18 protein-coding genes are annotated in these 24,839 nt (G+C 50.4%); 13 read left to right on the top strand and 5 right to left on the bottom strand.

All coding sequences use genetic code 11. The features are described 5' to 3' along the window. Positions 1-84: 84 nt before the first annotated feature. From WH45_RS11095 to WH45_RS11080, 4 genes are all read right to left on the bottom strand, one after another. Positions 85-1,377 (bottom strand): MFS transporter, encoded by a 1,293-nt coding sequence (locus WH45_RS11095; RefSeq protein WP_046214385.1) that lies wholly within the window; start codon positions 1,375-1,377, stop codon positions 85-87. Positions 1,378-1,563: 186 nt separating this feature from the next. Further along, positions 1,564-2,652: a S66 family peptidase gene (locus tag WH45_RS11090; protein ID WP_052723733.1), complete on the bottom strand. Its 1,089-nt coding sequence runs from the start codon at positions 2,650-2,652 to the stop codon at positions 1,564-1,566. A 32-nt stretch (positions 2,653-2,684) separates the two neighbouring features. Further along, a complete protein-coding gene (locus tag WH45_RS11085; RefSeq protein ID WP_046214657.1) occupies positions 2,685-3,662 on the bottom strand; it encodes an aldo/keto reductase in 978 nt (325 codons plus the stop codon). A 41-nt stretch (positions 3,663-3,703) separates the two neighbouring features. Further along, positions 3,704-4,516, bottom strand: a complete 813-nt coding sequence (locus tag WH45_RS11080; RefSeq protein WP_152663540.1) for an ABC transporter ATP-binding protein — start codon at positions 4,514-4,516, stop codon at positions 3,704-3,706. A gap of 391 nt (positions 4,517-4,907) precedes the next feature. Between WH45_RS11080 and WH45_RS11075 the strand changes: the two genes are divergently transcribed. The 10 genes from WH45_RS11075 to WH45_RS11030 all read left to right on the top strand — a co-directional run bounded on the left by WH45_RS11075 (position 4,908) and on the right by WH45_RS11030 (position 17,850). Next, the gene (locus WH45_RS11075) at positions 4,908-5,540 is read left to right on the top strand and encodes a hypothetical protein (protein WP_046214384.1); all 633 of its coding nucleotides are present in this window, start codon (positions 4,908-4,910) and stop codon (positions 5,538-5,540) included. 208 nt (positions 5,541-5,748) lie between these two features. After that, complete coding sequence (locus tag WH45_RS11070) at positions 5,749-6,090, top strand: Imm41 family immunity protein (protein ID WP_046214383.1); 342 nt, start codon at positions 5,749-5,751, stop codon at positions 6,088-6,090. Positions 6,091-6,173: 83 nt separating this feature from the next. Beyond that, complete coding sequence (locus WH45_RS11065; protein WP_046214382.1) at positions 6,174-7,187, top strand: ADP-ribosylglycohydrolase family protein; 1,014 nt, start codon at positions 6,174-6,176, stop codon at positions 7,185-7,187. Continuing rightward, positions 7,180-7,920, top strand: coding sequence for a DUF1361 domain-containing protein (locus tag WH45_RS11060; RefSeq protein ID WP_052723732.1), 741 nt, complete (start codon positions 7,180-7,182; stop codon positions 7,918-7,920). Before WH45_RS11065 ends, WH45_RS11060 begins: the two co-directional genes overlap by 8 nt. 14 nt (positions 7,921-7,934) lie before the next feature. After that, entirely contained in the window at positions 7,935-9,692 is a 1,758-nt protein-coding gene (locus WH45_RS11055) for a sensor histidine kinase (protein WP_052723731.1), read from the top strand. 67 nt (positions 9,693-9,759) lie between these two features. Beyond that, positions 9,760-11,367 (top strand): response regulator, encoded by a 1,608-nt coding sequence (locus tag WH45_RS11050; RefSeq protein ID WP_046214380.1) that lies wholly within the window; start codon positions 9,760-9,762, stop codon positions 11,365-11,367. A 140-nt stretch (positions 11,368-11,507) separates the two neighbouring features. Continuing rightward, positions 11,508-13,181, top strand: a complete 1,674-nt coding sequence (locus WH45_RS11045) for a type 2 periplasmic-binding domain-containing protein (RefSeq protein WP_046214379.1) — start codon at positions 11,508-11,510, stop codon at positions 13,179-13,181. 112 nt (positions 13,182-13,293) lie between these two features. Beyond that, the gene (locus WH45_RS11040) at positions 13,294-14,184 is read left to right on the top strand and encodes an ABC transporter permease (RefSeq protein WP_046214378.1); all 891 of its coding nucleotides are present in this window, start codon (positions 13,294-13,296) and stop codon (positions 14,182-14,184) included. A gap of 27 nt (positions 14,185-14,211) precedes the next feature. Next, the gene (locus tag WH45_RS11035) at positions 14,212-15,090 is read left to right on the top strand and encodes a carbohydrate ABC transporter permease (RefSeq protein ID WP_046214377.1); all 879 of its coding nucleotides are present in this window, start codon (positions 14,212-14,214) and stop codon (positions 15,088-15,090) included. 690 nt (positions 15,091-15,780) lie between these two features. Beyond that, positions 15,781-17,850 (top strand): beta-galactosidase, encoded by a 2,070-nt coding sequence (locus tag WH45_RS11030; RefSeq protein WP_046214376.1) that lies wholly within the window; start codon positions 15,781-15,783, stop codon positions 17,848-17,850. A 357-nt stretch (positions 17,851-18,207) separates the two neighbouring features. On the opposite strand, the gene WH45_RS11025 is transcribed toward WH45_RS11030, so the two are convergent. Then, entirely contained in the window at positions 18,208-19,251 is a 1,044-nt protein-coding gene (locus WH45_RS11025) for a glycoside hydrolase family 53 protein (RefSeq protein WP_046214375.1), read from the bottom strand. Between the two features lie 616 nt (positions 19,252-19,867). Here WH45_RS11025 and WH45_RS11020 point away from each other — a divergent pair. The 3 genes from WH45_RS11020 (at position 19,868) to WH45_RS11010 (ending at position 24,705) form a co-directional block, all read left to right on the top strand. Continuing rightward, a complete protein-coding gene (locus tag WH45_RS11020; RefSeq protein WP_046214374.1) occupies positions 19,868-21,385 on the top strand; it encodes an N-acetylmuramoyl-L-alanine amidase family protein in 1,518 nt (505 codons plus the stop codon). A gap of 214 nt (positions 21,386-21,599) precedes the next feature. Beyond that, the gene (locus WH45_RS11015) at positions 21,600-22,748 is read left to right on the top strand and encodes a C40 family peptidase (RefSeq protein WP_046214373.1); all 1,149 of its coding nucleotides are present in this window, start codon (positions 21,600-21,602) and stop codon (positions 22,746-22,748) included. Positions 22,749-23,055: 307 nt separating this feature from the next. Then, complete coding sequence (locus WH45_RS11010; RefSeq protein WP_052723730.1) at positions 23,056-24,705, top strand: ATP-binding protein; 1,650 nt, start codon at positions 23,056-23,058, stop codon at positions 24,703-24,705. Positions 24,706-24,839 lie beyond the last annotated feature (134 nt).

Raw genomic sequence — 24,839 nt, 5'->3', positions numbered from 1 at the left:
AATATAGATGGGTACAGCAATCGTCTCCATACATGCAGATGTCCGTTGAAGTAGTATAGGCAGCTGTCTAGTCTGGAAGTTTTGTCATTTACTATGACCGACTGTCTCATGAGCAGGCGGCTGACGGAACATAAAGTAATAGAGCAGCGAAGAGGCTATATACAGTACCCCGGTAATGCTAAACGTAATCGCATAGCCCCAGTACGTGCCATAACCGGTCACCAGATAGGATTGTACCGGACCCATCGTTGCCCAGCCGAGCATGAATACGGTCTGCATGAGCGAGTTGGCGATGCTGCGGCGTTTGTCCGAGACACGATCGACCATGATCGACGATTGCAGTGGATTCGCTGCATTCATCAGTGCCTGTCGGAACAGGAAGCTGATGGAAGCCACGAGCAGCACATTGGTAAATCCGGTCAACAGCAGGAACGGCAGCGACAGCATCTGAAAAGCAACCACAGCCCGCACGGTACCGATCCGAGCTGCCAGTGCCGGGCCAAGCAGCATGGAGACAATCGTCATCAGCTGACCGAGTGAGATCAGAATACTCATCGAGGTCAGGGAGACATCGAATCGATTGGTGAAATACAGGTTCAGATAAGGAACGACCAGTCCTGATCCCAATCCGGTCAGCAGCTGTGCCAGCATGAAGCGGCTGATAAACTTCATATCGGAAGAAGCCTTATTGTTGGCAGCAGTATTCGTGGCAATCGCCGGAATGGCTGCCGAATCGGCAGCAGAAGCTTTGGCGGACTCGGGAGGAACAGGCTTTTCCATGACAAAGATCATCGGTATAAACGCCAGCAGCGTCGCTACACTGCCGACGACCAGCACAAATTGCAGACTGGTGACATAGCTGAATCCCGAGGCATGCAGCGCATCTGCCAGTACACCGCCCCCCGTATTGCCGATAACCTGCGCGGCCAGCACGAGCGAGGAATAGAAGCTGAACATGCGTAGACGTTGGGAACGAGATACATTTTCCGCGAGAAAGGGAATAGCCATCACCTGAAAAATAGCGGCAAATATCCCTGAACAGACCGCCAGCAGAAGCAGTGTATCATTTTGCATCGCAAAAGAGCGGCCGACAAAGAAAATACCACTGAACAGCGCACCGAGTGCCAGCAGCTTTTTACGGCTGAACCGGTCGCCCAGCAGACCGACCGGGATGAATAAGATAGCGGTTGCAAGCGACTGAATGCTAATAATATGTCCATTCATCGCATCCGGATAACCCAGACCCTGTATGTATAGATTGTAAAGTACACTGAACATGCCGTTACCGATCTGGTAAAGCAGATTCGCCCAGAAAAAAAGCCGCACATTGCGCGGCCAGTTCCGTACCTCTGTCAGAAATGATAAGATCGCGCGCAAACGGAACTCCTCCTGTCCTGTAAAAACCAATCAGCCTATTGTACCATCAATACGGAATATTATGAAATGCAGCCATTTCGCTCTGGATTTGTTGCCGCGGATCATGATAACACAGCAGCAGCCGGCGTAATCAGTACCGACTGCTGCTGTATTTGTATGTCCCGCCGATCTGAACCGGGATATGACTTAATCCAGTGTCTGAACGATAGTGCCCTGTCCCGATCGGACATTCACTACTGCCGAAGCGCCATTCACGAGTGTCAGCTGGGGAGGAATATGACCGATATCCATGCCATAGACCACCGGAATCTCCAGATCGCCAAATACCTGCTGCAGCGCATCGGTCAATTCGAAATTGCCCAGTGCCGAGTAGCCGGCCGGTCTGCCGATCAATATACCCCGGGCATGACGGAACCAGCCTGCCTGATCCATCTGCCAGAGATGGCGGTAGATGTCACCAGCATTCATTTCGCAGCTCTCCAGGTACCAGATCATACCGTCGGAGGCACCGTAATGTTCGATGAACTCATTGACCGGAGCCCATGATGTACCGATTAACGGGGTGATGACGTCCATACAGCCGCCAATCAGACGACCGGAGAACTGCAAGGACGTATTCGGCTGATCCTCCTGCCCCAGAATGTGCCAATCGGTTGGCGTATCCAGATTGTAACCGGGACGGCTGCGGTCGCTGACGGTCTGATGATGGCTGGAGGAGCGCTGCTCCACCTGCTGCCCGGCCAGTGCCGTGAGCATCTCCTGCCATTTAGCTGTCGTCGAATCATCGGAGCCCGAGATATCGACTGCACCCGGACCATGCGCGGAAGCGTATCCGGTCTGCAGGGTATAGACAAAAGTCAATGTGCTAATATCCGAGAAGCCTAGAATCCAGGTAGGCGGCTGCTGACGAATACGATCCCAGTCCAGCAGCGGCAGCAGTTCCATCAGGAATTCCCCGCCCCATGGCGGAATGATCGCTTTTACCTGCTCATCCAGCAGAAAAGTCTGCAGTTCTGCGGCACGCTCGGCTTTGGGCAGACTAACGCATTTATCGTTGGTCCATATGCTCTTGCCAAGAGTTACTTCATATCCGGCCTGCTCCAGATAATCGCGCGTCCGGTGCAGCAGATGATGGTACTCGGGATTCACTCCGCTGGACGGTGCAGTAATGGCAATCCGGTCACCGGGGCGCAGCGGAGCAGGGTAGATCATTTGGGATGACGGATAGGTAAAGCCGTTCTCTGCAGACGAATAACGATCCGGGATATATTCCATAATGGGTGCAGCCTCCTCGTAATGAATGTGTTTTATAACAGACGATAGGTGGCGAACGGTTCACTGTAACGGAAAGGCTTGCTTAACCGCTCCAGCTCGGCCATAACATCATCGCTTAATACCAGTTCGATACTGTTCAGGTTATTGTTCAGCTGTTCCACCGATGTTGCGCCTGCAATAATACTTGATACGGCAGGCTGCTTCATCAGCCAGGCGAGCGACAGAACGGCCGGGTCGATGGACAGCGAGCGTGCACACCAGCTGATGCCATCAGCGAGACCGATTCGCTCTCCGGTCAGCAGACGGTTAAAGGAAGGGTCCTTATCCGCCCGCGATCCGGCGGGGGCTTCATCCTCCTGTGAATATTTACCGGTGAGAATGCCTCCGGCCAGTGGGAAATAAGGAATAATACCGACGCCCTGGTCCAGGCAGAGCGGCATCAGCTCCTGCTCCGGCGTACGATCAGCCAGCGAATAGGACGTCTGAATGGATACGAACCGCTCCAGCTTCAGCCGATCGCTGATGCTCAGCGCCTTCATCAGTTCCCAGGCGGCATAATTGGAAGCGCCGATATAGCGTACCTTGCCGGCCTGAACCATATGCTCCAGCGTGCGCAGCGTCTCATCCAGGGGAGTATACGGATCAAATGTATGAATCTGATAAAGGTCGATATAATCCGTCTGCAGACGCTTCAGGCTGTCATCCAGTTCACGCTGCAGATGATAGCGGGACGAGCCGCGCTGATTGGGTGAATCGCCGCGCGGCAGTCCGGCTTTGGTCGCGAGGATCACGTCATGCCGTTTGCCGTTTTTGAGTCCTTCCCCGATAATCCGTTCGGAGGCGGTTCCCGCATAAATATTGGCTGTATCGATAAAGTTGATGCCGCTGTCAATAGCGGCGTGCAGTATTTGAATGGACGTTTTTTTGTCGGCACGCTTGCCAAAGGAATTGGTGCCCAGTCCGAGCAGGGACACCTGCAGCCCGCTTCGTCCCAGATAGTGATATTTCATCATGTGTAAATGCTCCCTCCACAAGTCAAGTCATGAGATGATTATTCTGCTGCCTTTTCAGGCATGGTGGTGAAAGGACCGGTCAGACGGATCGAATACCGATCGCCCGGCTCGGGACGTACTTCGACAGGGGCGGTGAAGAAGTCACTCAGCCGCTGTGAATCCAGCATATCTGCTGTATGACCGGCGGCAAATACCTGGCCGTCACGCAGCAGCATCGTTTTGTTAAAGCAGGGCATGATCTCTTCAATATGATGCGTCACATACAGCAGGGTAGGAGCGTGATCCTGCATCGTAATCGTCTGCACCCGCTGCAGCAGCTGGTCTCTCGCGAAAATATCCAGACCGGTGCACGGTTCATCCAGGATCAGCAGATCCGGCGAAGCCATCAGCGCACGTGCGATCAGAATGCGCTGCCGCTCTCCCTGGGAGAGGGTACCATAAGTGCGGCCGATCAGACGCTCTGCATCCAGCTGACGCATCAGCTGCAGAGCCTGCTCCCGGTCGCTATCCTCGACCTGGGTGTAGATGCCGATTGAGGCGAATTTACCGCTTAATACGATATTCTCTGCCGTATCCCGTCCATGCAGACGCTGCTGCAGCGATGTGCTGACCCAGCCGATCCGTTTGCGATGTTCGCGCAGATCGACTTCGCCGAACTTCTCGCCCAGTACACTGATGGTCCCGGTAGTGGGCCATATGTATCCGTTGATCATATTGAGCAGGGTCGTCTTGCCGGAGCCGTTGAGACCAAGCAGGCACCAGTGTTCCCCGGGCTGTACCTGCCAGGAAATATCGTTAATAATCATACTCTGTTCGCGCCGCCAACTGGCATGCTGGATATCAATAATCAAGATGTTCACTCCTTCGGGTCAATAAAAGGTTAAGCGGCTCGTTGAACGTGCTGCTCTGGATGTATTACAAATTATAGCATCATTCTGGCTTTCTCTAGTAGAAGGAAGACGGTTTTTTGCCGCAGAATCCTTGATGATAAGGCTTATTCATATCCATAAACCACCATGGCGTATAAAAATATAAACGATACGCGCGGACCATCTGCATCCTCGTTGTTCCAAATCAGCATATCTGTGGAAATTGACAACACACCGATAAAAAATATAAATTATACATAAATAACTAATTTTTAGTTGGATAGTAAAGAAAGGAGAAGCATGATTAACCGCATTATAACTTTGTAGAATTTGAGCCTTTACAATTGATAAACAGAAAGCAGGAATACTTATTATGGAAAAGAAGAAATTGAGCACCAAACAGCAAAGCCCGAAGCCAAACCGAAAAGCGTACATATATACAAGTCTGACCCTGACAGCAGTAATTGCGCTCGTTCTGCTGCTGGTCTTTTATAGTCCTGCTCAAAAGGCAGCGCAGCAAGTACCAGTCGCTGCAGCTTCGTCTTTGGCACCTGCTGAAGAAAAACCTGCTCTTTTGGATTACGGCATAGGTGGAGGTACAGGGGTCAACGCGATGAGATTCCAGCATGAAAAGTCCTTTCCCATGCTGAAAAAAGACAAGCTCAATGCACCGCCGCAATCCACCAAAACGGTGTTTGTGAAACAGTTATCCGACACTCAAATGTCCCAGCCTTTTCATATACCAGAGGGTTATGGATTTGTTAAAATATGGGTGAAAAATGCAGGCAAGCAGCGTATGGCGATTTCCCTTTCCAAAGATTCGCCAACCGGCGAGCTGATCCCCGACAGTATCATTAGCATTCAAGGCGGAAGTATCTGGTCGATTTACAAAACAACGCCGTGGGAATCAGGTAACTATTATGTAAATTTCACTTCGGAGGGAGCTCCGCTCAAAGGAGTCGCTGTCGGACGGGTAGGTGCCCGGTTGGCTGAACTGAATCCCTGATTTATTGAATACACAGTATCCAAGCGAAGACCGCTCTTTCGATCGCGAAAGGGCGGTTTTTGGTATGTCGATATAGTGCTTATACAGTGCGTATGGTGTGCACAGAATAGGGCAGCGGCGAATGATGAAGCAACTTTTCACACTGACCAAAATAGGCTATGCTTAGAAGAATTGGAGAAAAGCCATTCATGTTGGAGGAATGCCAAAGATGAATACACCCGCAGAAGTGATCGCATACAATTACCAAGGAATCGAAGGCAGCTTTATTTATGATCTGCATGAACAGAATTACTTTAATCCGGCCAGCTTCCGGCAGTATGTGCAAGCGATTACCGAACTGACCCCGATAGGAGCAGACACTGCTGTAGATCGCACACTGATGGAACAGGTGTTTTTTACATACAGTTATATTTTGAAAAGTATCATGTGGCATTTTGATATGAACGATCAGTCCGTGATCGACAATCTGCCCGAGGAACAGCTGGTGGAATACGTGGATCGCCTGGAAGCAGTAGTCCGACAGTTTATTCGCGGAGAAGCTATGCTATAAGGTAGTGTATGGAAAGTAATATGTGGTGAGCGGCATACATTTGCGCAGCCATATTTTTGAGTAGGGAAAGGAAGAATATATTGATGAATAATCAACAGTATACGAACGATCCGGCTGCGCTGCAGTCGGTTAAAGGTGGAATTATTGGGCTGTTCACCGCCGATGCGCTGGGCGTACCTTATGAATTTATGAGCCGGAAGGAGATAGCGGCTCGTCCTGCAACCGATATGATCGGTTACGGGACGCATAATCAGCCGCCGGGAACATGGTCGGATGACAGTACGATGACATTATGTCTGCTGTACAGCCTGGTGATGCATCCACAGCTAGATACCGATGATCTGGGTCGGCGGTTTATCCAGTGGTATCGGCAGGGATTATGGACGGCTCATGATGAGCTGTTTGATATCGGCATTGCGACCCGGCAGGCGCTTACGCGCATGGAGAGCGGTGCTGTTCCTTACGAGCAGGCTGGCGGCGAGGATGAATACAGCAACGGAAATGGTTCGCTGATGCGCATTTTGCCGCTGGTTTATAGGTTGTCTCACACTACGATTGCAGAGCGTTATGAATGGGTGCGCCGGGTGTCTTCGCTAACTCACCGGCATCCGGTATCGCTACTGGCCGGCGTGATCTATGTGGAGCTGGGAGTGGAGCTTCTGCATTCTCCGCCGGCACGGAGTCTGCGGGACAGTTATCTGGCGGTGTGCGAGACGATCCGGAGACATTACAGCGATCATGCGGAATATGATCGGTTCACCCGCATTTTGCAGGGGAATCTGGATCAGCTGTCGGTCGATAATATAGCTTCGGGCGGTTATGTGCTGCATACACTGGAAGCGAGCATCTGGACGCTGCTGACTACAGACAGCTACCGGGAAGCCGTACTGACAGCGGTCAATCTTGGCGAAGACACCGATACGACAGCAGCGGTGACCGGCGGACTGGCAGGTCTGTATTATGGTTATGATGCCATACCGGCCGAGTGGCGCAGCCAACTGGCTCGACTGGACGATATCGAAGAGATCTGTGAACGTTTTGATCGGATGATCCAGAGCCTTTCATCACAGACCGGGGGAGGAACAAATCATGAATGAGAACATATGGGGCAGCCGTACCTTGATCGGCAAAATAGTTGTGCTGGCCGTGCTGCTTATCGGAACGCTGTTTTGCGTATGGATGGGGCAGCATCTGCGGGATTACACGGGGCGTTCGCTGTACCGTTTTCTGAACTGGGATATTTTCCTGGCCTGGGTGCCGGTTGGATTCGCCGTGCTGCTCGATGGAGTGGCTTCCATCTACCGGCAGCGCCGAATGTTCTGGCCGATGAAAATAGTGACCGGGCTGCTGATTATCGTCTGGCTGCTATTTTATCCGAACTCGGCCTATCTCGTTACGGATATGATTCATCCGTTTGTACATTACAAGCCATCCGACCGTTTTGTGCATGATCTGGAGTTCTGGTACCATCTGTTTCTGTTTATTACCGCTGCAGTAGTTGGACTGGGACTGGGTACGTATTCGCTGTCTTCGCTGCAGCAGCTGGTCGCAGAGCGTTATGGAGCGGTGCGATCGTGGGTATTTGCGTGTATTGTGCTGGTACTCAGCAGTATCGGCATTTATATTGGACGATTTGTCCGCTGGAACAGCTGGGATGTATTTACCGATCCGCACAAGATTGTGAGCGATGTGATGAATATTGTGAGTGATCCGGCTGAACTTCATTTTATGCTTGTATTCAGCGGAATGATGCTGGTGATCAGCCTGGTGAGTTATCTGATCATGCGCGGCGGTATGTTTAGGATGCAGCGGAGAGGTTACCGCTGGTGAATTGAAGGAGTGCGATGAGAGTGTACCGCTATAACTTATTTACCAAAATGATTATTCTGCTTGTCGTGATGCTGATTCCGATCATCCTTCTGTATACGTACTCCAATCAGACCACAACGAATGTACTCGGGCAGGAGCTGAATCAGTCGAATATGAATCAGCTCAGTTTTTTTCAAAATCAGGTGAATACGAATATTGAGCTGCTGTCCTCCTGGCCGAATCTGCTGATTCATGACCCGGATGTAGTGAGCTTTAACGATATGTATTTGCAAAATGGCTATCTGAATCTGGATTCGATCAATCTGGTCAAGCGGATTCAAAGCAAGCTGGCGATTCAGGAGAGCTCTTCCAACTGGAGAGCTCATCTGTCGATCTATTCGCCATCCCTGCAGCGGCTGGTCACGGACAGTGATGCAGCATCTATAGATCCGGCCGTCGCGGCGCAGGATTTTCATTCCGGCTGGCAGGTTACCCGGGTACCGGATGCCACATCTTCCGCTCCGGCCCGGTTTGTCTTTTCCTGGACCTCTATTTCTCCTTATAATGCCACAGTCGACTCATCGGATATCAGTACGGTAATCAAGGTTGAATTTGATAGCGGTAACATTCAGGATATGCTGGACAAATTCAAAAGTGACGGGCGCAGAGACCCATTTTATTATAATCCCGAATTTGGCACGATCTATAACCGCTCTGCTGATCACCGATTAACCGATGCGCTGATCAGCTCGATGCATGAGCAGTCGCTCGGAGAGGTCGAGAGCCGGACGGTCAATGTGAACCATCAGTCGTATATGGTCAATGCGGTGCGTTCGGAAGTGACCGGCTGGTATATGATCGACTACATTCCGCTTAATGATATTTTGCAGCCGATCCAGGATTCCAACCGATTGTTTTATCTGTCGGTCATTATTTTGCTGCTGATGAGCTTTATCGCTGCCTATCTGCTGTATGCACAGGTGCAGGTGCCGATGCGGCAGCTGATCGTCGGCTTTAACCGGCTCAAGCAGGAGGATTATTCGGTACGGATTACGCCGAGAGGGCGCAATGAATTTGCCTACCTGTCGGATCGGTTCAACTCGATGGTGTCCCAGATCCAGACATTATTTGAACATGTGTATCTGGAGAAAATTCATGTGCGGGAAGCCCGGCTCAAGCAGCTGCAGTCCCAAATCAATCCGCATTTCTTTTATAACTGCTTTTCCTTTATTACAAGTATGGCCAAAATGAACAACCAGCAGGCGGTTATCGCCATGTCCCAGAATCTGTCGCAGTATTACCGCTATACGACACGTCAGGAACGCGATCTGGTACCGCTGTCTGAAGAGATGGATTTTGTGTGCAATTATCTGGCGATTCAGCAGATGCGGATGGCCCGGCTGCAATATAGTATAGAGCTGGAAGATGCGCTGCAGAGCGTATTGATTCCGCCGCTGATGATCCAGCCGCTGGTGGAGAACGCGGTCATCCACGGAGTGGAGCGATATTCTTCAGCCGGGCAGATCCGGGTCACCGGACGAAGGGAAGGAGAGTACTGGCTGTTCAGTATCGAGGATGACGGCAAAGGCATGGATCCCGAGGCGATGCACCATCTGCAGGCCAGTCTGGAAGAACCGCTCGGCGAAGAGATGGGCTGCGGATTATGGAATGTGCATCAGCGAATGCAGCTGCGCTTCGGCGAGGGTGCAGGCGTTACGCTATCACCGTCTCCGCTGGGAGGATTGCAGGTAACCCTGCGCTGGCAGAGCGAATCGGGTGTCGGCACAGTCTGACTCCGGATAACCAACTTGGGTGCACGAGAACAAACAGGATATTACTGAGATCAGGGAAGTGAACAGAATGGTCAATATTTTACTGGTAGATGATGAATCCTATGTGACAGAGAGCCTCGCGCTCACGATTCCATGGGAACAGCTGCGCATTCAGGAAGTGTATCGTGCCGATTCGGTTGATCAGGCACTGGAGCTTATGAACCGGCATGATATCGATATCGTCGTTACCGATATCCGGATGCCGGATCGTGACGGTCTGGAGCTGCTGAGCGAAGTGTCGCGCCAGTGGCCGGACGTGCGCACGATGGTGCTGACCGGACATTCGGATTTTGAATATGCACAAAAGGCAATCCGGCTCAAAGCGAGCGATTATATCCTCAAGCCTGTTGATGACGAGCAGTTTATCAAAAGTGTCAGCACCGCTGTACAGGCGATCGAGCAGGAATGGGGACAGCTGGACCGGTATAATCAGCTCTCCTACCGTCGCCAGTCGGAGCTCGAGCTGCTGCGTGAAAGTCTGTTAAGCGATCTATTGCTCGGACGTGAGCCGGGCGAGCGGGAACTGCTGACCCGTCTGGAAAATTATGAAGTGGCGCTGCGTCCCGGCGACTCTGTGCGGATGCTGTTCATCCCGACCAGTCCGTCGCTGCGGGGGATGGAGGAGAGTGAAGCCCGGCTGCTTGAATATGCAGCGGCCAATATCGCTGCCGAAGTGTTATCCGGAGAACGTCCGCTATGGTCAGGCCGAGCGCCGCATAACGGACTGATTATGCTGTGGAGAAATGCAGAACAGGATACGCAGCAGGAAGATCAGCAGATGCTGGAGTCTTTTGTAGATAATGCCGGTCGTTATCTGAAGCTGCAGCTGGCTGTGTATGTGAGTGAAGTGATTATTTTCCCGGATGGACTGGCATCGGCGTACCGGCAGATGCTGCGGTTTGCCCAGTGGTCCTCTGTTGCCGAAGAGTCGCAGATTCATTATCTGCAGCCCCAGCATTACACACTGGAACGCCCGGCTATTATCAAATATATGGAGCCGCTCTACCGTCCGCCGACCCTGATCCATCTGCTTGAATCGGGCCAGTGGAATACCGCCAGGGAAAAGCTCACCGGCGTACTGGATTCACTGGAATCGCTGCCGCTGACCCATGAGCAGCTGTACGAAGTGTATCTGGCTGTCAGCAATGCACTGGTCTATATGGCCCATCATCATGGACATGTACTTGGAGCCAGCGACTCCGGTGGACTGGACCCTTTTGCCGCCCAGCATATTACCGGCTCGCTGGATCGCCTGCGCAGCTGGTGCATGAATGTGCTGACCCGGATGGAAGGCCAGCGCAGTTCGACTGTTGAACCCAGCCGCAGCCGGATCGTCAAGCAGGTACAGGAGATCGTCGCCGAGAACCTGGGTCAGGATGTATCGGTCAAACATATTGCCGACCGTGTATTCCTGCATCCGGTCTACCTGTCCAAAATCTACAAATCCGAGACCGGCGAAGGTCTGGGTGACTATATTATCCGTATTCGTATGGAAAAAGCACTGTATCTGCTGAAGCATACAAACCGCAAAATCTATGAAATTACCGCCGAGCTGGGCTATCAGAATCCGCAGTATTTCAGCAAATTATTCAAAAAGCACTATGGAATGACACCCAATGAATTCAGAGACAGGTAATTGCTTGCAAAAGGTGCAGGAATGTTAACTTCGTGACATAGGATGTATACGCTCTCCCCTTTATAATAAAAACATGAACAGCAAGTCACCAGAAATCAACCAATCCAAATAAGCACGGTCCAAGTTAAAGGGGGAGCAACATGGGAATCAAAAAAACCGCTGCGGTGCTGCTGACAACAGTACTCACTGCAGCTACTCTTGCCGCATGTGGAGGCGGGGGCGGAAGCAGCAGCAATTCCGCATCGGTCACTACTGAAAACGCATACAAGGAAAAGTACGATCCGCCGGTAACGATCAGCACCGTATGGGGCGTTGACCCGTCACTCAAATTCAAAAACGGCGAATCGGCTGAAAATAACGTAGCCACCAAATGGGCCAAGGATAAATTTGGCATCGATATCAAATCGCTCTGGTCGGTCACCGATACGAACGGGGCATTTGCCACCAAGATGCGTCTGTCCATGTCATCCGGTCAGGATATGCCTGATGTGGTAACAATCGGTGACACCGATGCACAGCTGGCACAAGATCTGATCGACTCCGGCATCTACAGTGAAGTTGGCCCGCTGTTTGACAAATATGCATCCGATACCTGGAAAGCGGCCATGGCAGAAGATCCAAATGTATGGAATCCGTACATCCGTGACGGCAAAAAAATGGGTATCCCGGTTCTCGACTACGCGTACAACCATGATTATGTACTGTGGATTCGTCAGGACTGGCTGGATAAGCTGAACATGAAAGCACCAACAACCATGGATGAGTTGGAAAAAGTCATGGAAGCGTTCAAAACCAAAAATCCGGACGGCCTGTCCCCGGACAAAGTCATTCCGCTGAGCATTGGTTTCAAAAACTCCATGAATACATGGATGGGTGATCCGTCCTGGATCTTTGGCGCTTACGGTACATTGCCACAGCAGTGGAACAAGGCTGCTGACGGTACGCTGCAATACGGTTCGATTCAGCCAGGCATGAAGCAGGGTCTGACCAAGATCAAGGAATGGTTCGACAAAGGCTATATTCCAAAAGAAGCTGCCCTGTGGGATGAGAACAAAACATCCGAGCCGGCTGTAGCAGGCACCGCAGGTATTCTGCCTGGGCCATACTGGATGAGCGGATGGCCGCTGCAGGATACGGTCAAAAATGCACCGAACGCAGTCTGGAAGCCGATTGCCATTCCGGCAGGTCCCGATGGCAAAGCGATGCGTCACGGTACAGCAACAACCAACGGCGTCACCCTGATCAACAAAAACATGAAAAATCCGGAAGCTTTCTTCACTTATCAGAACTACATGTTCGATCATCTGGCTAATCCAAAGGCCGACAGTGAATTCGACAACGGTCTATTTAAAGGCTATGACTATGATCTGGATGCCTCCGGCAAAGTAATGCCGATTGATAAAATTCCAGGCGGTTATGTGAACAGCGTACGTTACCTGCTCGTTCGTGACGGCGCTCGTATCCCGAATGCACAGATGGACGCGCTGCTCAAACTGGCGGATGGCGGCAAGCCGGAGACCCGTCTGGAACGTGATATCAGCAATAACTATGGCCCGCTGACACCAGAAGCAGCCAAAGTGCTGATGACCCAGAAAGACATTTCCTATCCGAATATGTTTACCGGTCCAACGACACAGAGCATGAAGACCAAAATGGATTATCTGAACAAAATCGAGAGTCAGGCTTTCAATGAAATCATCTATGGCAAGTCTCCGGTCGATTCTTTTGATACCTTTGTCCAGACCTGGAAATCTTCCGGCGGTGACGATGTAACCAAAGAAGTCAACGACTGGTACGGCAGTATTCAAAAATAAACCAGCTGTCAGGCGGACATATCAGCATACGGGAGGATAACGACCTGGCTTGCCGGGTCGTTATTTTCTTGGCTGTTATGATCTCTGCCAGACCTTTCACAGGAGGAAAGTAATGAAAACACTTCGCAAAACATGGCCTTTCCACGTGATGCTGCTGCCATCGATGATCTTTTTGCTGCTGTTCAGCTATGTGCCGATGGCCGGTATCGTGATGGCTTTTCAGGATTACAAACCATGGCTCGGTTTTACCGGGTCGGAATGGGTAGGGCTGGATAACTTCCGCTATCTGTTCGAACGCCAGGACAGTGTACAGGTCATCTGGAACACCCTGATCATCGCTGTACTGAAACTGGTGTTCAACCTGTTTGTTCCTTTTATATTCGCTCTTCTGCTAAATGAGATCCGCAGAGTACGCCTGCAGCGGACGATTCAGACGATGGTCTATCTACCGCATTTTCTCTCCTGGGTCATCCTTGGCGGTATTCTGATCGACCTGCTGGCGACAGATGGATTTGTGAACCGGATTCTGTCCACCTTTGGCGTACAGCCGATCTTCTTCCTGGGGGATAACGACTGGTTCCGCTTCACCGTCATCGTATCGGATGTGTGGAAAGAGTTCGGTTATAACACGATCATTTTCCTCGCTGCACTGGCAGGCATCAATCCTGCATTGTACGAAGCTGCCGAGATGGATGGAGCTTCCCGTTTCCGCCAGACGCTGCATATTACGATTCCTTCGATCGTTCCGATCGCAGCTGTGGTTGGTACACTGGCGCTTGGTAACGTACTGAATGCCGGCTTTGACCAGATCTTCAACCTGTACAACCCGCTGGTCTATGAGAAAGGCGACATTATCGATACCTTCGTCTATCGTACAGCGATTCTGAATGGCGAAATGGGCTTTGGTACAGCGATCGGATTGTTCAAATCCGTTATCAGCATGGTGCTGATCCTGCTGTCTTACCGCGCCGCCTACAAATGGGCCAACTACCGCATATTCTAATGACAGGCCAGGGAAAAGAGGGGAACTATGTATTATAAAACAACCGGTTACCGGATATTCAATGTATTCAATATCGCACTGCTGATTTTTCTGTCTATCATGTGTGTAGTTCCGCTCGTGCACGTACTGGCAGTATCGTTCAGTGCCAAGGCGGCAGCAGATGCGAACCTGGTCGGCCTCTGGCCGGTACAGTTCTCGCTGGAAGCCTACAAGAAAACAATGTTCAATCCCATATTTCTGCATTCCATCTGGATCTCCGTACTGCGTACCGTGATCGGTACGGCAATTACGCTGATGCTGACTTTCCTGGCAGCCTACCCGCTGTCCAAGGATGAATCGGCATTCCGCGGACGGACGATCTATTCGTGGCTGTTCGTATTCAGCATGGTATTTACCGGCGGTCTCGTTCCATTCTATATCGTGATCCAGAAGCTCGGTCTGATCGATTCCTTCTGGGTACTTGTTCTGCCCGGTGCGGTCAATACGTTCCTCGTCATCCTGATGATGAACTTCTTCCGCGGCATTCCCAAAGAACTGGAAGAAGCCGCCTTTATCGATGGCGCCGGACCATTCCGCACATTGTTCACGATGTATCTGCCGATCTCGATGCCGTCGATTGCGACGATCACCCTGTTCAGCATGGTATTCCACTGGAACTCCTGGTTCGATGGATTGCTCTATCTGAACAATTCCAACCAGTTCCCGCTGGCGACATTCCTGCAGACCGTTATCATCCAGCAGGACATGAGTTCCATGAGCTCCAGCCCGCAGGAGATGGAACTGATCTCCCAGACCACCGTCAAGGCGGCTCAGATCTTCATCGGTGCTGCGCCCATTCTGATCGTGTATCCATTCCTGCAGAAGTTCTTCGTTAAAGGAATGACGCTTGGCTCGGTGAAAGAGTAATAATGAAAGTCAAAAGCTGGGCTGCGATGTAGAGCAGACAGCACTCCGGGAAGGGAGCATCCTTCTGGCCTCCGGTTAAGACTGGATTTTTTTGAACGACCGCCTGCTGCGGTCAAAATCCAGTCTTAAAGGTCGGCTTGAAGGATGATTCCCTTCCCTCCGCTGTGTGGTGATTACTTTATGCCTGCTGTACTGATTACATACGGATTCGTCCTGATGGAAATGTATTGGATCAGTGCCGCAGTTTTACAGACGAGTTGTCCTTGTGTGCTGTATATGATGGAGCTGATCCGTCTACGTTGCTCATGCTGCTTGTGGTAGCTCTATTGACGCATTAATTGCCATACTTCATCCAGCGCATTCACCATACTTCTAGATGCATTGTATGAACAGTAATTAACTATACTCAGCCCATATATTGCAATAACTGCATCAACTCTTCTCTGCATATACCGCTATGTAAAAAGCTGCCCGGTCCATCTCATGTAACTCCTGCACCAAGCGGAGAAATTGGAATGATACTTCAGCAGCGAAGCGGCCTCATTTAAGATCGAATATCCTCCGCTGCAAGCGGACATTCAGGATATTTGATCTTAACGGAGGGCAGAAGAATCATCTGATTTTGGAGCGCCTGACCTATACACATACAAACATCGAAGTATACAATTCTGAACAACAAAGGAGACCGCTATGAACCCGATCAATACAACGACCGTTAGGCCAGCCTGGACACAGATGCTGCATGGAGCCGATTATAATCCCGAGCAATGGAGACATCGTCCGGATATTCTGGAAGAGGATATTCGCCTTATGAAGCTGGCCAAATGCAATGTGATGTCTGTCGGCATTTTCTCATGGGTGTCCCTGGAGCCGGAAGAAGGCGTGTATACATTTGAATGGCTGGATGAAGTGCTGGACCGATTTGCAGCAAATGGAATCTCTGCGCTGCTGGCAACGCCAAGCGGAGCACGTCCGGCATGGATGTCTGCCAAATATCCGGAAGTTCTGCGGGTGGAAGCAAATCGTGTGCGCAATCTGCATGGATTCCGTCATAATCACTGCTTTACCTCGCCCGTCTACCGGGAAAAGGTGACGGGCATGAACACGCTGCTGGCCGAGCGTTATAGTACTCATCCGGCCGTGATCGGCTTGCATATTTCCAATGAATATGGCGGCGAATGTCATTGTGACTACTGTCAGGAAGCATTCCGCAATTGGGTCAAGCAAAAGTACGGTACACTGGAGCAGCTGAATCTGGCCTGGTGGACCACATTCTGGAGCCACACGTATACCGATTGGTCCCAGGTAGAATCACCGGCTCCGCACGGCGAGACACAGGTACACGGCATGAATCTGGACTGGCGCCGATTTGTGACCGACCAGACTGTAGACTTTTGCCGTCACGAGATTGAGCCGCTTCGTCATGCGGAGCGTCTGCTGCCGGTAACGACCAACTTTATGGAATTTTTCGAAGGATTAAACTATTGGAAATTTGCTGATATTCTGGACATACTCTCCTGGGACAGCTATCCGACATGGCATGATCATGAAGGGGATACGATGCAGGCCGCCAAAATTGCCATGATGCATGATATCGTCCGCTCCATCAAACAGCAGCCGTTCCTGCTGATGGAGAGCACGCCGAGTCTGACCAACTGGCAGCCGATCAGTAAAAATAAACGTCCGGGCATGCATCTGCTGTCTTCCCTGCAGGCTGTGGCGCACGGATCGGATTCGGTGCAGTACTTCCAGTGGCGCAAAAGTCAGGGGTCCAGTGAAAAGCTGCATGGCGCTGTCGTGGATCATGCCGGTCATGAACATACCCGCGTATTTCGTGATGTGCAGAGTGTAGGCGATGCGCTGGAGCAGCTGCAAAGCATCCGCGGCAGCCATGTTCAGGCGGAAGTGGCCGTTATTTTCGATTGGGAGAATCGCTGGGCGGTCAAAGACAGCCAGGGACCGCGCAACATAGGCATTGGCTATGAAGAGACCGTGCTGAACTTCTATCGTACATTCTGGGAGCGCGGCATTGCTGTCGATGTGATCGACATGGAGCAGGATCTGTCCAAGTATAAAGTGGTCGCTGCCCCAATGCTGTACATGGTACGCGAAGGCGTAGGCGAGCGCTTCGAGAAATTTGTGGAAGCTGGCGGTACGCTGATCAGCACGTACTGGTCCGGTATTGTCAACGAGACCGATCTCTGCTTCCTCGGCGGCTTCCCGGGGCCGCTGCGTAGTGTGCTGGGTATCTGGTCGGAAGAGATCGACGGTCTGCATGAGAATGACCGAAACCGTATCGTAACAAGCGATAATAACGAGCTGGGACTGCAGGGCGAATATGAAGTACAAGATCTGTGCGATCTGATCCATCTGGAGGGCGCTGCCGCGCTGGCAACCTATGGCGATGATTTCTACGCCGGTCGTCCGGTATTGACAGTCAATCGCTATGGCAGCGGGGAAGCCTACTATGTAGCTGCCCGCACCAAAGATCATTTCTTGAGCGATCTGATCGAGAGCATCACCACACGTGCCGGTGTGAAGCGTACACTCTCGGCAGCACTGCCGCAAAATGTGACCGCTCATGCTCGTGTGCAGGGTGAGAATGAATTTGTATTTGTACAGAACTACAGTAATGAAGTGAAAAGTGTACAGCTGGATGACAACGATTACCAAGATCTGCTGAGCGCTGACAGTATGGCACCAGGCAGCATGCTGGAACTGGAACCATTTGGCATTCGTATTTTGAAAAGACAGCTGTAACTCTGCAGTTGATCCGGGGGAATAACGATCTCAGAGGATAGCAGTCTATTGTAAATGGAATACGGCAATATAACAGGGCAGCTTCGGAATCATGATCGATTCCGAAGCTGCCCTGTTACGGTTGAAAGAAAGCTGTACGCCGGTCTGGTGGAGTAAGTGAAGAGATCTTTAACAAAACAATCAAGATGATCATAAAAACAAAATGATCCTAAAAAAAGAAAGCAGCGTACCGCCTGATTCACCCGGCTGTACGCTGCTTTGTCGTTAAACTTTTTGCAATCATGTTAAAACAATCCAATCACCCGGCAAGCGATCCACCAATCAGGCAGGCCATTCGGATGATCTCCAATCTGCCGATCAGTTCAAAAACGCATCAAGGGCAATCGTTACTTTACCTTTGGAATCAAAAGCACCTTTGGTGTAGGCATACCATGTTCCATAAGACTGCGGTTCCCAGTAGAATACGCCGAGTCCTTTGCCGCCGGAGACGGAGCGTGTTTTGGCCAGAATGTCGGTCAGGAATGCTTTGGAAGTGGCCGGGTCAGAGGCATCCATGCCGACTTCGCATACCATCACTTCCTTGCCATAGCGTGCGACCATATCGTTCATATTGGCCAGTGTCTGCTGATTGCGTGACTGCCAGTTGCTTTTGTCCGGATAGAGGGACATGCCGATCACGTCGTATTTGGCGCCGTTTGCTTTGAGCCCGTCAAACATCCAACGGAACAGCGAGTTATCGTAGCCGTTGGACAGATGGATGATGACTTTGGTGCCGGCATTTACTTTTTTGACGGCATCATAGCCGGAGTTGATCAGATCGGCAAAGTTTTTCATATTTTTGGAGGCACGGCCTTCTTCCCAGAGCATGCCGTCATTGGTCTCATTGCCGACCTGTACCCATTCGGGCGTCACTCCCTGCGCCTTGAGGGCGGTCAGCACATCATACGTATGGTCGTAGACCGACTTTTTCAGGCCATTGATATCCTGGCTGTTCCAGGCAGCCGGTTTGGACTGCTGACCCGGATCGGCCCATTTGTCACTGTAATGAAAATCGATCATGATACGGAAGCCCATATTTTTGGCACGCACTGCCTGCTTGATCACATCGGCTTTGTTGGAGAAGTTGATTGCAGGATTCACCCATACACGAAGGCGGATGGAGTTGATGCCATGATCTTTCAGAATTTGCAGGGCGTCCTGTTTGACCCCGGCATCATTGTAAAAGGCCCAGTTGTAATGCTCCATCTCCGATAACCAGCCGACATCAGCACCTTTGGCAAAAGCAGAAGCCGCTTCGGCTGCAGGTGTAATTTGGCTATAACTGGTGCTGAGGCCGCCGATGAGCACAAAGCTGAGTACGAGCGCGGACGCTCGTTTGATCCATTTGTGGGCTGAAATCATAACATAAATCCTCTCCCTTTAGTTACTGTATGCGTTTACATTTTTGGTGGTTCTTCGCGAAGGAACACGATTAATTGTAGCCTGAACCTTGTAAGCGGAATACCTGCAAAAAACCAACATTTAAGCACTTTTATCAATCAGATTCGTTCAATAACCCGTTCCTATCAGGATGACAGTTCTGTAACAGGCTAATCCGCATAGCGGCGGGGCTGGCCGGGTCCAAAGTTTACAAGCCTGTTTATTCTGATTATCATAATAAAAGATATACATAATGCATTAAAATGTCCGAGCTGTGCAAACGGGCAGACAACCGGGAATATACACAACATATTTAATGCATGACAGGAAGGAGTGGATGATAGTCCTGGCGAAATAGTAATGAATACGATTAAAGCTGGTCGGGAGAGCTGCTTAATGTTCTTTCTGAATCAGCCCAAGAGCTGCAAAAGATGCAACGTCATTTTCCGATAAATAAAATAGTATACCGATACCGAGGTATATCACCGGCTCCGGCTGGTATTCACATATATCCAAAGGTTACACAGACACACATTAATACTTACTGGGATGAAGTGAGGGGATCATTCATTTCACCCGGGGAATGGCAGGGGACTCTATGAAAAAAGCAAATGTATGGATCATCAGTATGCTGATGCTGCTGTTTATGCTGGCATTGCCGTCGATCGGACATGCTGCACAGCAGACGCATATTAACCTTAACGGCAAGGAGATCAGTCTGCCGGCTGATGGTCAGGTGACAACAGTCAAGGGCAGTATCATGGTGCCGCTGCGTGTAGTCGTAGAACAGCTCGGCTACAAAGTCAGCTGGTCCAACGCGACGCAGACAGCGACGATCAAGCAGGGCAGCAATACACTGCAGCTGACGGCGGACAGCTATTCGGCATCGGTGAACAATAATCCGGTCGATCTGGAAGCAGCACCGTCCGTGCATAATGGCACCACGCTCGTACCGCTGCGGTTTATTAGCGAGAACACGGGAACGACGGTGAAATGGGACAATGCGGTTAAAACCGTCTATCTGACAACGGCTTCAGCAGCACCTGCACCAACGACGGCAGCTTCAACCGGCAAGGACACGGCTGCCCCGCAGCAGGAAGATCTGGCTCAGGTCAATGCGATCAGCTTTAGTGATAATCGCCTGACCATTACAGTGGATGGCAATGTCTCACCCAAATACAGTGCACTGAACAATCCCGACCGGATCGTTCTGGATTTGCCAAAAACGAGCTTTTCCAGTACATTCCTTCACGGACAAAAGCCAAGCGTAGGGGCAGTCAACAAAGTGGATGTTACCGGTTATCCGGATGTAGCGGGGATACGATACTCCCTGTTCAGCAGCTCTCCATCCACGGTACGGATCGTACTCGATCTGAACAATGCCCAGCAGTACAAGGTCATCAATAACCAGAAAGGCGTCGTCATGGTCGAACTGGATGGTGCACTGAATCCTGCGCCTCCGGCTGCGGGAACCGAGACGACTCCAGCAGGCACTACCACCGGCAGCGCTTCAGCTGATAACGAACCATCCCAGTCGGTACCGGCTACACCATCTTCCGGACCGGGCAAGAATGGCAAAATGCTCGTCGTTATTGATGCAGGACACGGAGGCAAGGACCCGGGTGCACCAAGCATCCAGCAGCGCAGGGAAAAAGACTTTACACTTGCGGTTGTATTGAAAATCCAGGCACTGCTGCAGCAGGAGCCGAATATCGACTTTGTATTGACACGCAGCGACGATACGTACCCAACGCTGCAGGGCCGGGTCAAAACAGCCAATGATCTGAATGCCGACCTGTTTGTCTCCATCCATGGCAACAGCACGTCTTCGGCAGTATCGCCAAGCGGCACAGAAATTTATTATACCCGCAGTGACAGCAAGCAGTTTGCCAAAGTCATTCACGATCATGTCGTTAGTGCACTCGGTCTGCCGGATCGCGGCATTCATACCAAGAGCCTGCATGTGACCCGGGAGACCAAAATGCCGGCCGTTCTGATCGAAGCCGGTTATCTGAGCAGCATGGTAGATGAACCATTAATGTACACGGATGACTTCCAACAAAAGCTCGCTCAGGCGGTTGTAGATGGGATGAAAGAATATCTGGGTGTCGAATAATTAGTACAAAAGTTACTTGAATATAATTTTTATGGTCGACAGAAACTGGTTCAGTATGGTATAAATGTGGTAAGCAACTATGATGAAAATATGACGAAGCTGTCATTTTGTTCTCTCACTCATAGGCTTACCACATTTTTTTGTTCATTTACTTTTCCCTATACATAACTCCACGAGCATACAACATAGAGAGAATTTCCCGAGGAGGACATCCATGAAACGAAATATCATTACCCTACTGACTGCAGCCGTATTATTGACTTCCACACCACAAGTGACGAGCGCAGCAGCGACACCTGTTCCGGTCGGCAAAATCAACCTTCCCGTCAACTTCCGTTCGGGTCCTACCACTGACAGTGATGTATACAGTACACTGCAGCCGGGAACCAGCATCAAGATACTGCGTGAAGTCAACAGCCACTGGTTGCGTGTCAAAGTAGGTGTAAAGACAGGCTATGTATCTGCCAGTTATGTGGATTATAAACCTACTTCTACCACCAATAGCAAAGATTCTACCAATAGCAGTACCACGACAATTGTGACAGCTTCATCAGCCTATACGAAAAGTTCGGATAGCGCTTCCACTGCCAATGCGACGATCTCTACCGAGACGACTTCTGCACCTGCAGCCGTATCTCCTTCCGCCGTATCCAATAAACCGGGTACCGGGGTAGTGGGAAAAGGTGTTAATTTCCGTGCACAGCCAACGACAGGCAGTCCGGTGCTGCGTGTGCTTGCGGTCGGAGAGAGCTTTACGGCATTGGAGCAGCCATCAGCAGCCTGGATCAAGATCAAGGATAAGAACGGTGTAACAGGCTATGTATCCGCAGATTATGTATCGTATACGCTGCCGCCTTCCGAGACTGCGGTATTGAATGAAGTGCCTGCGCAGACGATTGATGAAGTGGAGGATCTGCCATACAATCCGCCACAGCCTGCGGTGACGATGCCTTCACTGGCTACAGGTTCACCGCTGGATGAAGCGTCCGCAGACCGTATTATTGCGAGCGCACTTGCGCTGCAGGGAGTTACCCATTACGGATTTGGCAAGAATGAAGCTCCTACGCTGTTTGATTGCTCTTCTTTTACCCGTTATATTTACGGACTGGAAGGCATTGATCTGGCCTGGGGCACCCGTTATCAGAAAGACGTAGGGATTGAAGTGGAACGCGGACAATGGCAAAAGGGCGATCTGTTGTTCTTTTCCGGCGGTGATCCGAGCGTGATTACGCACGTGGGGATTTATGCCGGAGACAACAAGCTGATTCATAACAGTCCGAGTCTGGATGGGATTGCCATTTCCAATCTGGATCTGAATTACTGGGTGGATCACTATGTAACCGCCCGCCGTATTCTTCGCTAATTGATATCATCCCAATTTGTCCAGGCTTGTCTGATGCCGTTTACACTCCGGCCAGGCAAGCTTTTTTGCTGTATAGGGAATTTGATTGAAGGCTTGATATCTTTTATAGTGGAGAGAGTGGGGGAATAGAGGAAATGGTATCGACTGCCTCGCGTCAAACATTGCGAATAAACATTAAAAAACATATGTTTGTATGGTATGCTAGATTTAATTACAATATCATAGCTTACTGAGTCACTGAACAGCCACATATGCTGGGCAGCACTCATCCGCAATTAACTTATGATACCCATTTCAGGGAGGCAGCATGAATATAGATCCTAAAGCACCAGCCATAGACTGGGAATATGTAGTACAAAATTTGAAATCTTCAGTGACCATTGCAGATGCAAGAAGACCCGATTTTCCGCTTGTATTTGTCAATGGTCATTTTACGGATTTGACGGGTTATAGCCGTGAAGAGGCGGTAGGATACAACTGCCGATTTTTACAGGGGCCTGATACCGATCCGCAGGCTGTGCAGCAATTCCGCGATGCACTCGCCAAAAAAGAATCGGTGACCATCGAGATTCTGAATTATACCAAACTGGGCATACCGTTCTGGAATGAAGTGAACCTGGACCCGATTTTTGACCAGAATGGGGAATGTCATTATTTCGTTGGTATTCAGTTCGATATTACCAAGCGCAAGCAAGCCGAGCAGCAGGTGCTTCGGGCCAAAGAGCAGGCCGAGATTGCCAATCTGGCCAAAAGTCGCTTCCTGGCGAATATGAGTCATGAGATTCGTACTCCACTGAACGGAATTATCGGTATGACCGAGCTGATCCTGCTGAACGAGGTGGAGCAGGACTTGCGTGATAATATGAAAATTGTGCAAAACAGTGCAGAAACATTACTGATGCTGATCAATGATATTCTTGATTTTTCCAAAGCGGAAGCAGGTAAAATGAACCTGGAAAATATCGAATATAATCTGCATGAGCTGATGGATATGACACTCAAAGCCCACCGTCCATTAACTATGGAAAAGCAGATTAATCTGAATCTGCATATTGGCTATAATGTTCCTCAAAAAGTATACGGTGATCCGCATCGGCTAAAGCAGGTACTCAATAATCTGATCAGTAACGCAGTCAAGTTTACACATGAGGGTTCGGTCGATGTATCCGTCCATGGAATCGAGATCGATGAGATCAGCATCAAGCTGCATTTCAAAGTCAAAGACACCGGTATCGGTATTGCAGACAAAGACCGGGACAAGCTGTTCAAGAGCTTCAGCCAGGTGGATGACTCCCAGAGCCGTGAATTTGGGGGGACAGGGCTAGGCCTTGTCATCAGTCAGCAGATTGTGGAGCTGATGAATGGCGAGATTACCGTGAAGAGCGAACAGGGAAAAGGCAGTACTTTTGAATTCGTGATTCCGGTCAGAATTCCGGAGAGTTCTGGAGAACATCCGAAACTACCGGAAATCTCCGGAAATGTTGAAGATAGAGAAGAACAGCAGGAGTCGGTAGCTGCCTATACAGCGGTACAGACAAAGTATCCGGCAAATGGGGAAGCCGGCCGTCTGCGTATTCTGCTGGCGGATGATGACCGGATCAGCTGTATTATTACTTCCCGGATGTTGAATAAGCTTGGCTATCATGTGGATACCGTGGATAACGGTCTGGAAGCCATTCATATGCTGGAAGCGGATAATTCCTATGATATGGTGCTGATGGATATTCAGATGCCGGTCATGGACGGATTGGAGTCCACATACACGATTCGTCATTCCAGAAAAATTCAAAATCGGGATATTCCGATCATCGCGATCACAGCCAATGCATTCAAGGATGACCAGGAGCAAGTCCTTGCAGCAGGCATGAACGGTGCTCTCTCCAAACCGATTCAGATGGAGCGACTGGTTGAACTGTGCCGCCAGCTCGAAGAGCAGAAAAAGCAGAACAAAGCCTGATCCCAGGCAGCACCGATAGTATTCGATATATGCATGTATTGATAAGCAGAATAGGGAATACGCCAAATAAGCCGTCACGTTGATACGTGGCGGCTTATTTGCGGTTCACTTCAAAAGCATAGCAGAGAAATCAG

This window comes from Paenibacillus wulumuqiensis (genome assembly GCF_000971965.1).
Taxonomy (GTDB): Bacteria; Bacillota; Bacilli; order Paenibacillales; family Paenibacillaceae; genus Saccharibacillus; species Saccharibacillus wulumuqiensis.
This window is presented reverse-complemented; position numbering and strand designations above follow the sequence as displayed.

What these genes read in the sequence shown, in the direction of transcription:
- WH45_RS11055 (WP_052723731.1), top strand. Translation starts at nt 7,935, where the DNA reads ATGAGAGTGTACCGCTATAACTTATTTACCAAAATGATTATTCTGCTT.
- WH45_RS11035 (WP_046214377.1), top strand. Translation starts at nt 14,212, where the DNA reads ATGTATTATAAAACAACCGGTTACCGGATATTCAATGTATTCAATATC.
- WH45_RS11010 (WP_052723730.1), top strand. Translation starts at nt 23,056, where the DNA reads ATGAATATAGATCCTAAAGCACCAGCCATAGACTGGGAATATGTAGTA.
- WH45_RS11030 (WP_046214376.1), top strand. Translation starts at nt 15,781, where the DNA reads ATGAACCCGATCAATACAACGACCGTTAGGCCAGCCTGGACACAGATG.
- WH45_RS11070 (WP_046214383.1), top strand. Translation starts at nt 5,749, where the DNA reads ATGAATACACCCGCAGAAGTGATCGCATACAATTACCAAGGAATCGAA.
- WH45_RS11025 (WP_046214375.1), bottom strand. Translation starts at nt 19,251, where the DNA reads ATGATTTCAGCCCACAAATGGATCAAACGAGCGTCCGCGCTCGTACTC.
- WH45_RS11020 (WP_046214374.1), top strand. Translation starts at nt 19,868, where the DNA reads ATGAAAAAAGCAAATGTATGGATCATCAGTATGCTGATGCTGCTGTTT.
- WH45_RS11015 (WP_046214373.1), top strand. Translation starts at nt 21,600, where the DNA reads ATGAAACGAAATATCATTACCCTACTGACTGCAGCCGTATTATTGACT.
- WH45_RS11075 (WP_046214384.1), top strand. Translation starts at nt 4,908, where the DNA reads ATGGAAAAGAAGAAATTGAGCACCAAACAGCAAAGCCCGAAGCCAAAC.
- WH45_RS11045 (WP_046214379.1), top strand. Translation starts at nt 11,508, where the DNA reads ATGGGAATCAAAAAAACCGCTGCGGTGCTGCTGACAACAGTACTCACT.
- WH45_RS11040 (WP_046214378.1), top strand. Translation starts at nt 13,294, where the DNA reads ATGAAAACACTTCGCAAAACATGGCCTTTCCACGTGATGCTGCTGCCA.
- WH45_RS11065 (WP_046214382.1), top strand. Translation starts at nt 6,174, where the DNA reads ATGAATAATCAACAGTATACGAACGATCCGGCTGCGCTGCAGTCGGTT.
- WH45_RS11060 (WP_052723732.1), top strand. Translation starts at nt 7,180, where the DNA reads ATGAATGAGAACATATGGGGCAGCCGTACCTTGATCGGCAAAATAGTT.
- WH45_RS11050 (WP_046214380.1), top strand. Translation starts at nt 9,760, where the DNA reads ATGGTCAATATTTTACTGGTAGATGATGAATCCTATGTGACAGAGAGC.
- WH45_RS11085 (WP_046214657.1), bottom strand. Translation starts at nt 3,662, where the DNA reads ATGAAATATCACTATCTGGGACGAAGCGGGCTGCAGGTGTCCCTGCTC.
- WH45_RS11090 (WP_052723733.1), bottom strand. Translation starts at nt 2,652, where the DNA reads ATGGAATATATCCCGGATCGTTATTCGTCTGCAGAGAACGGCTTTACC.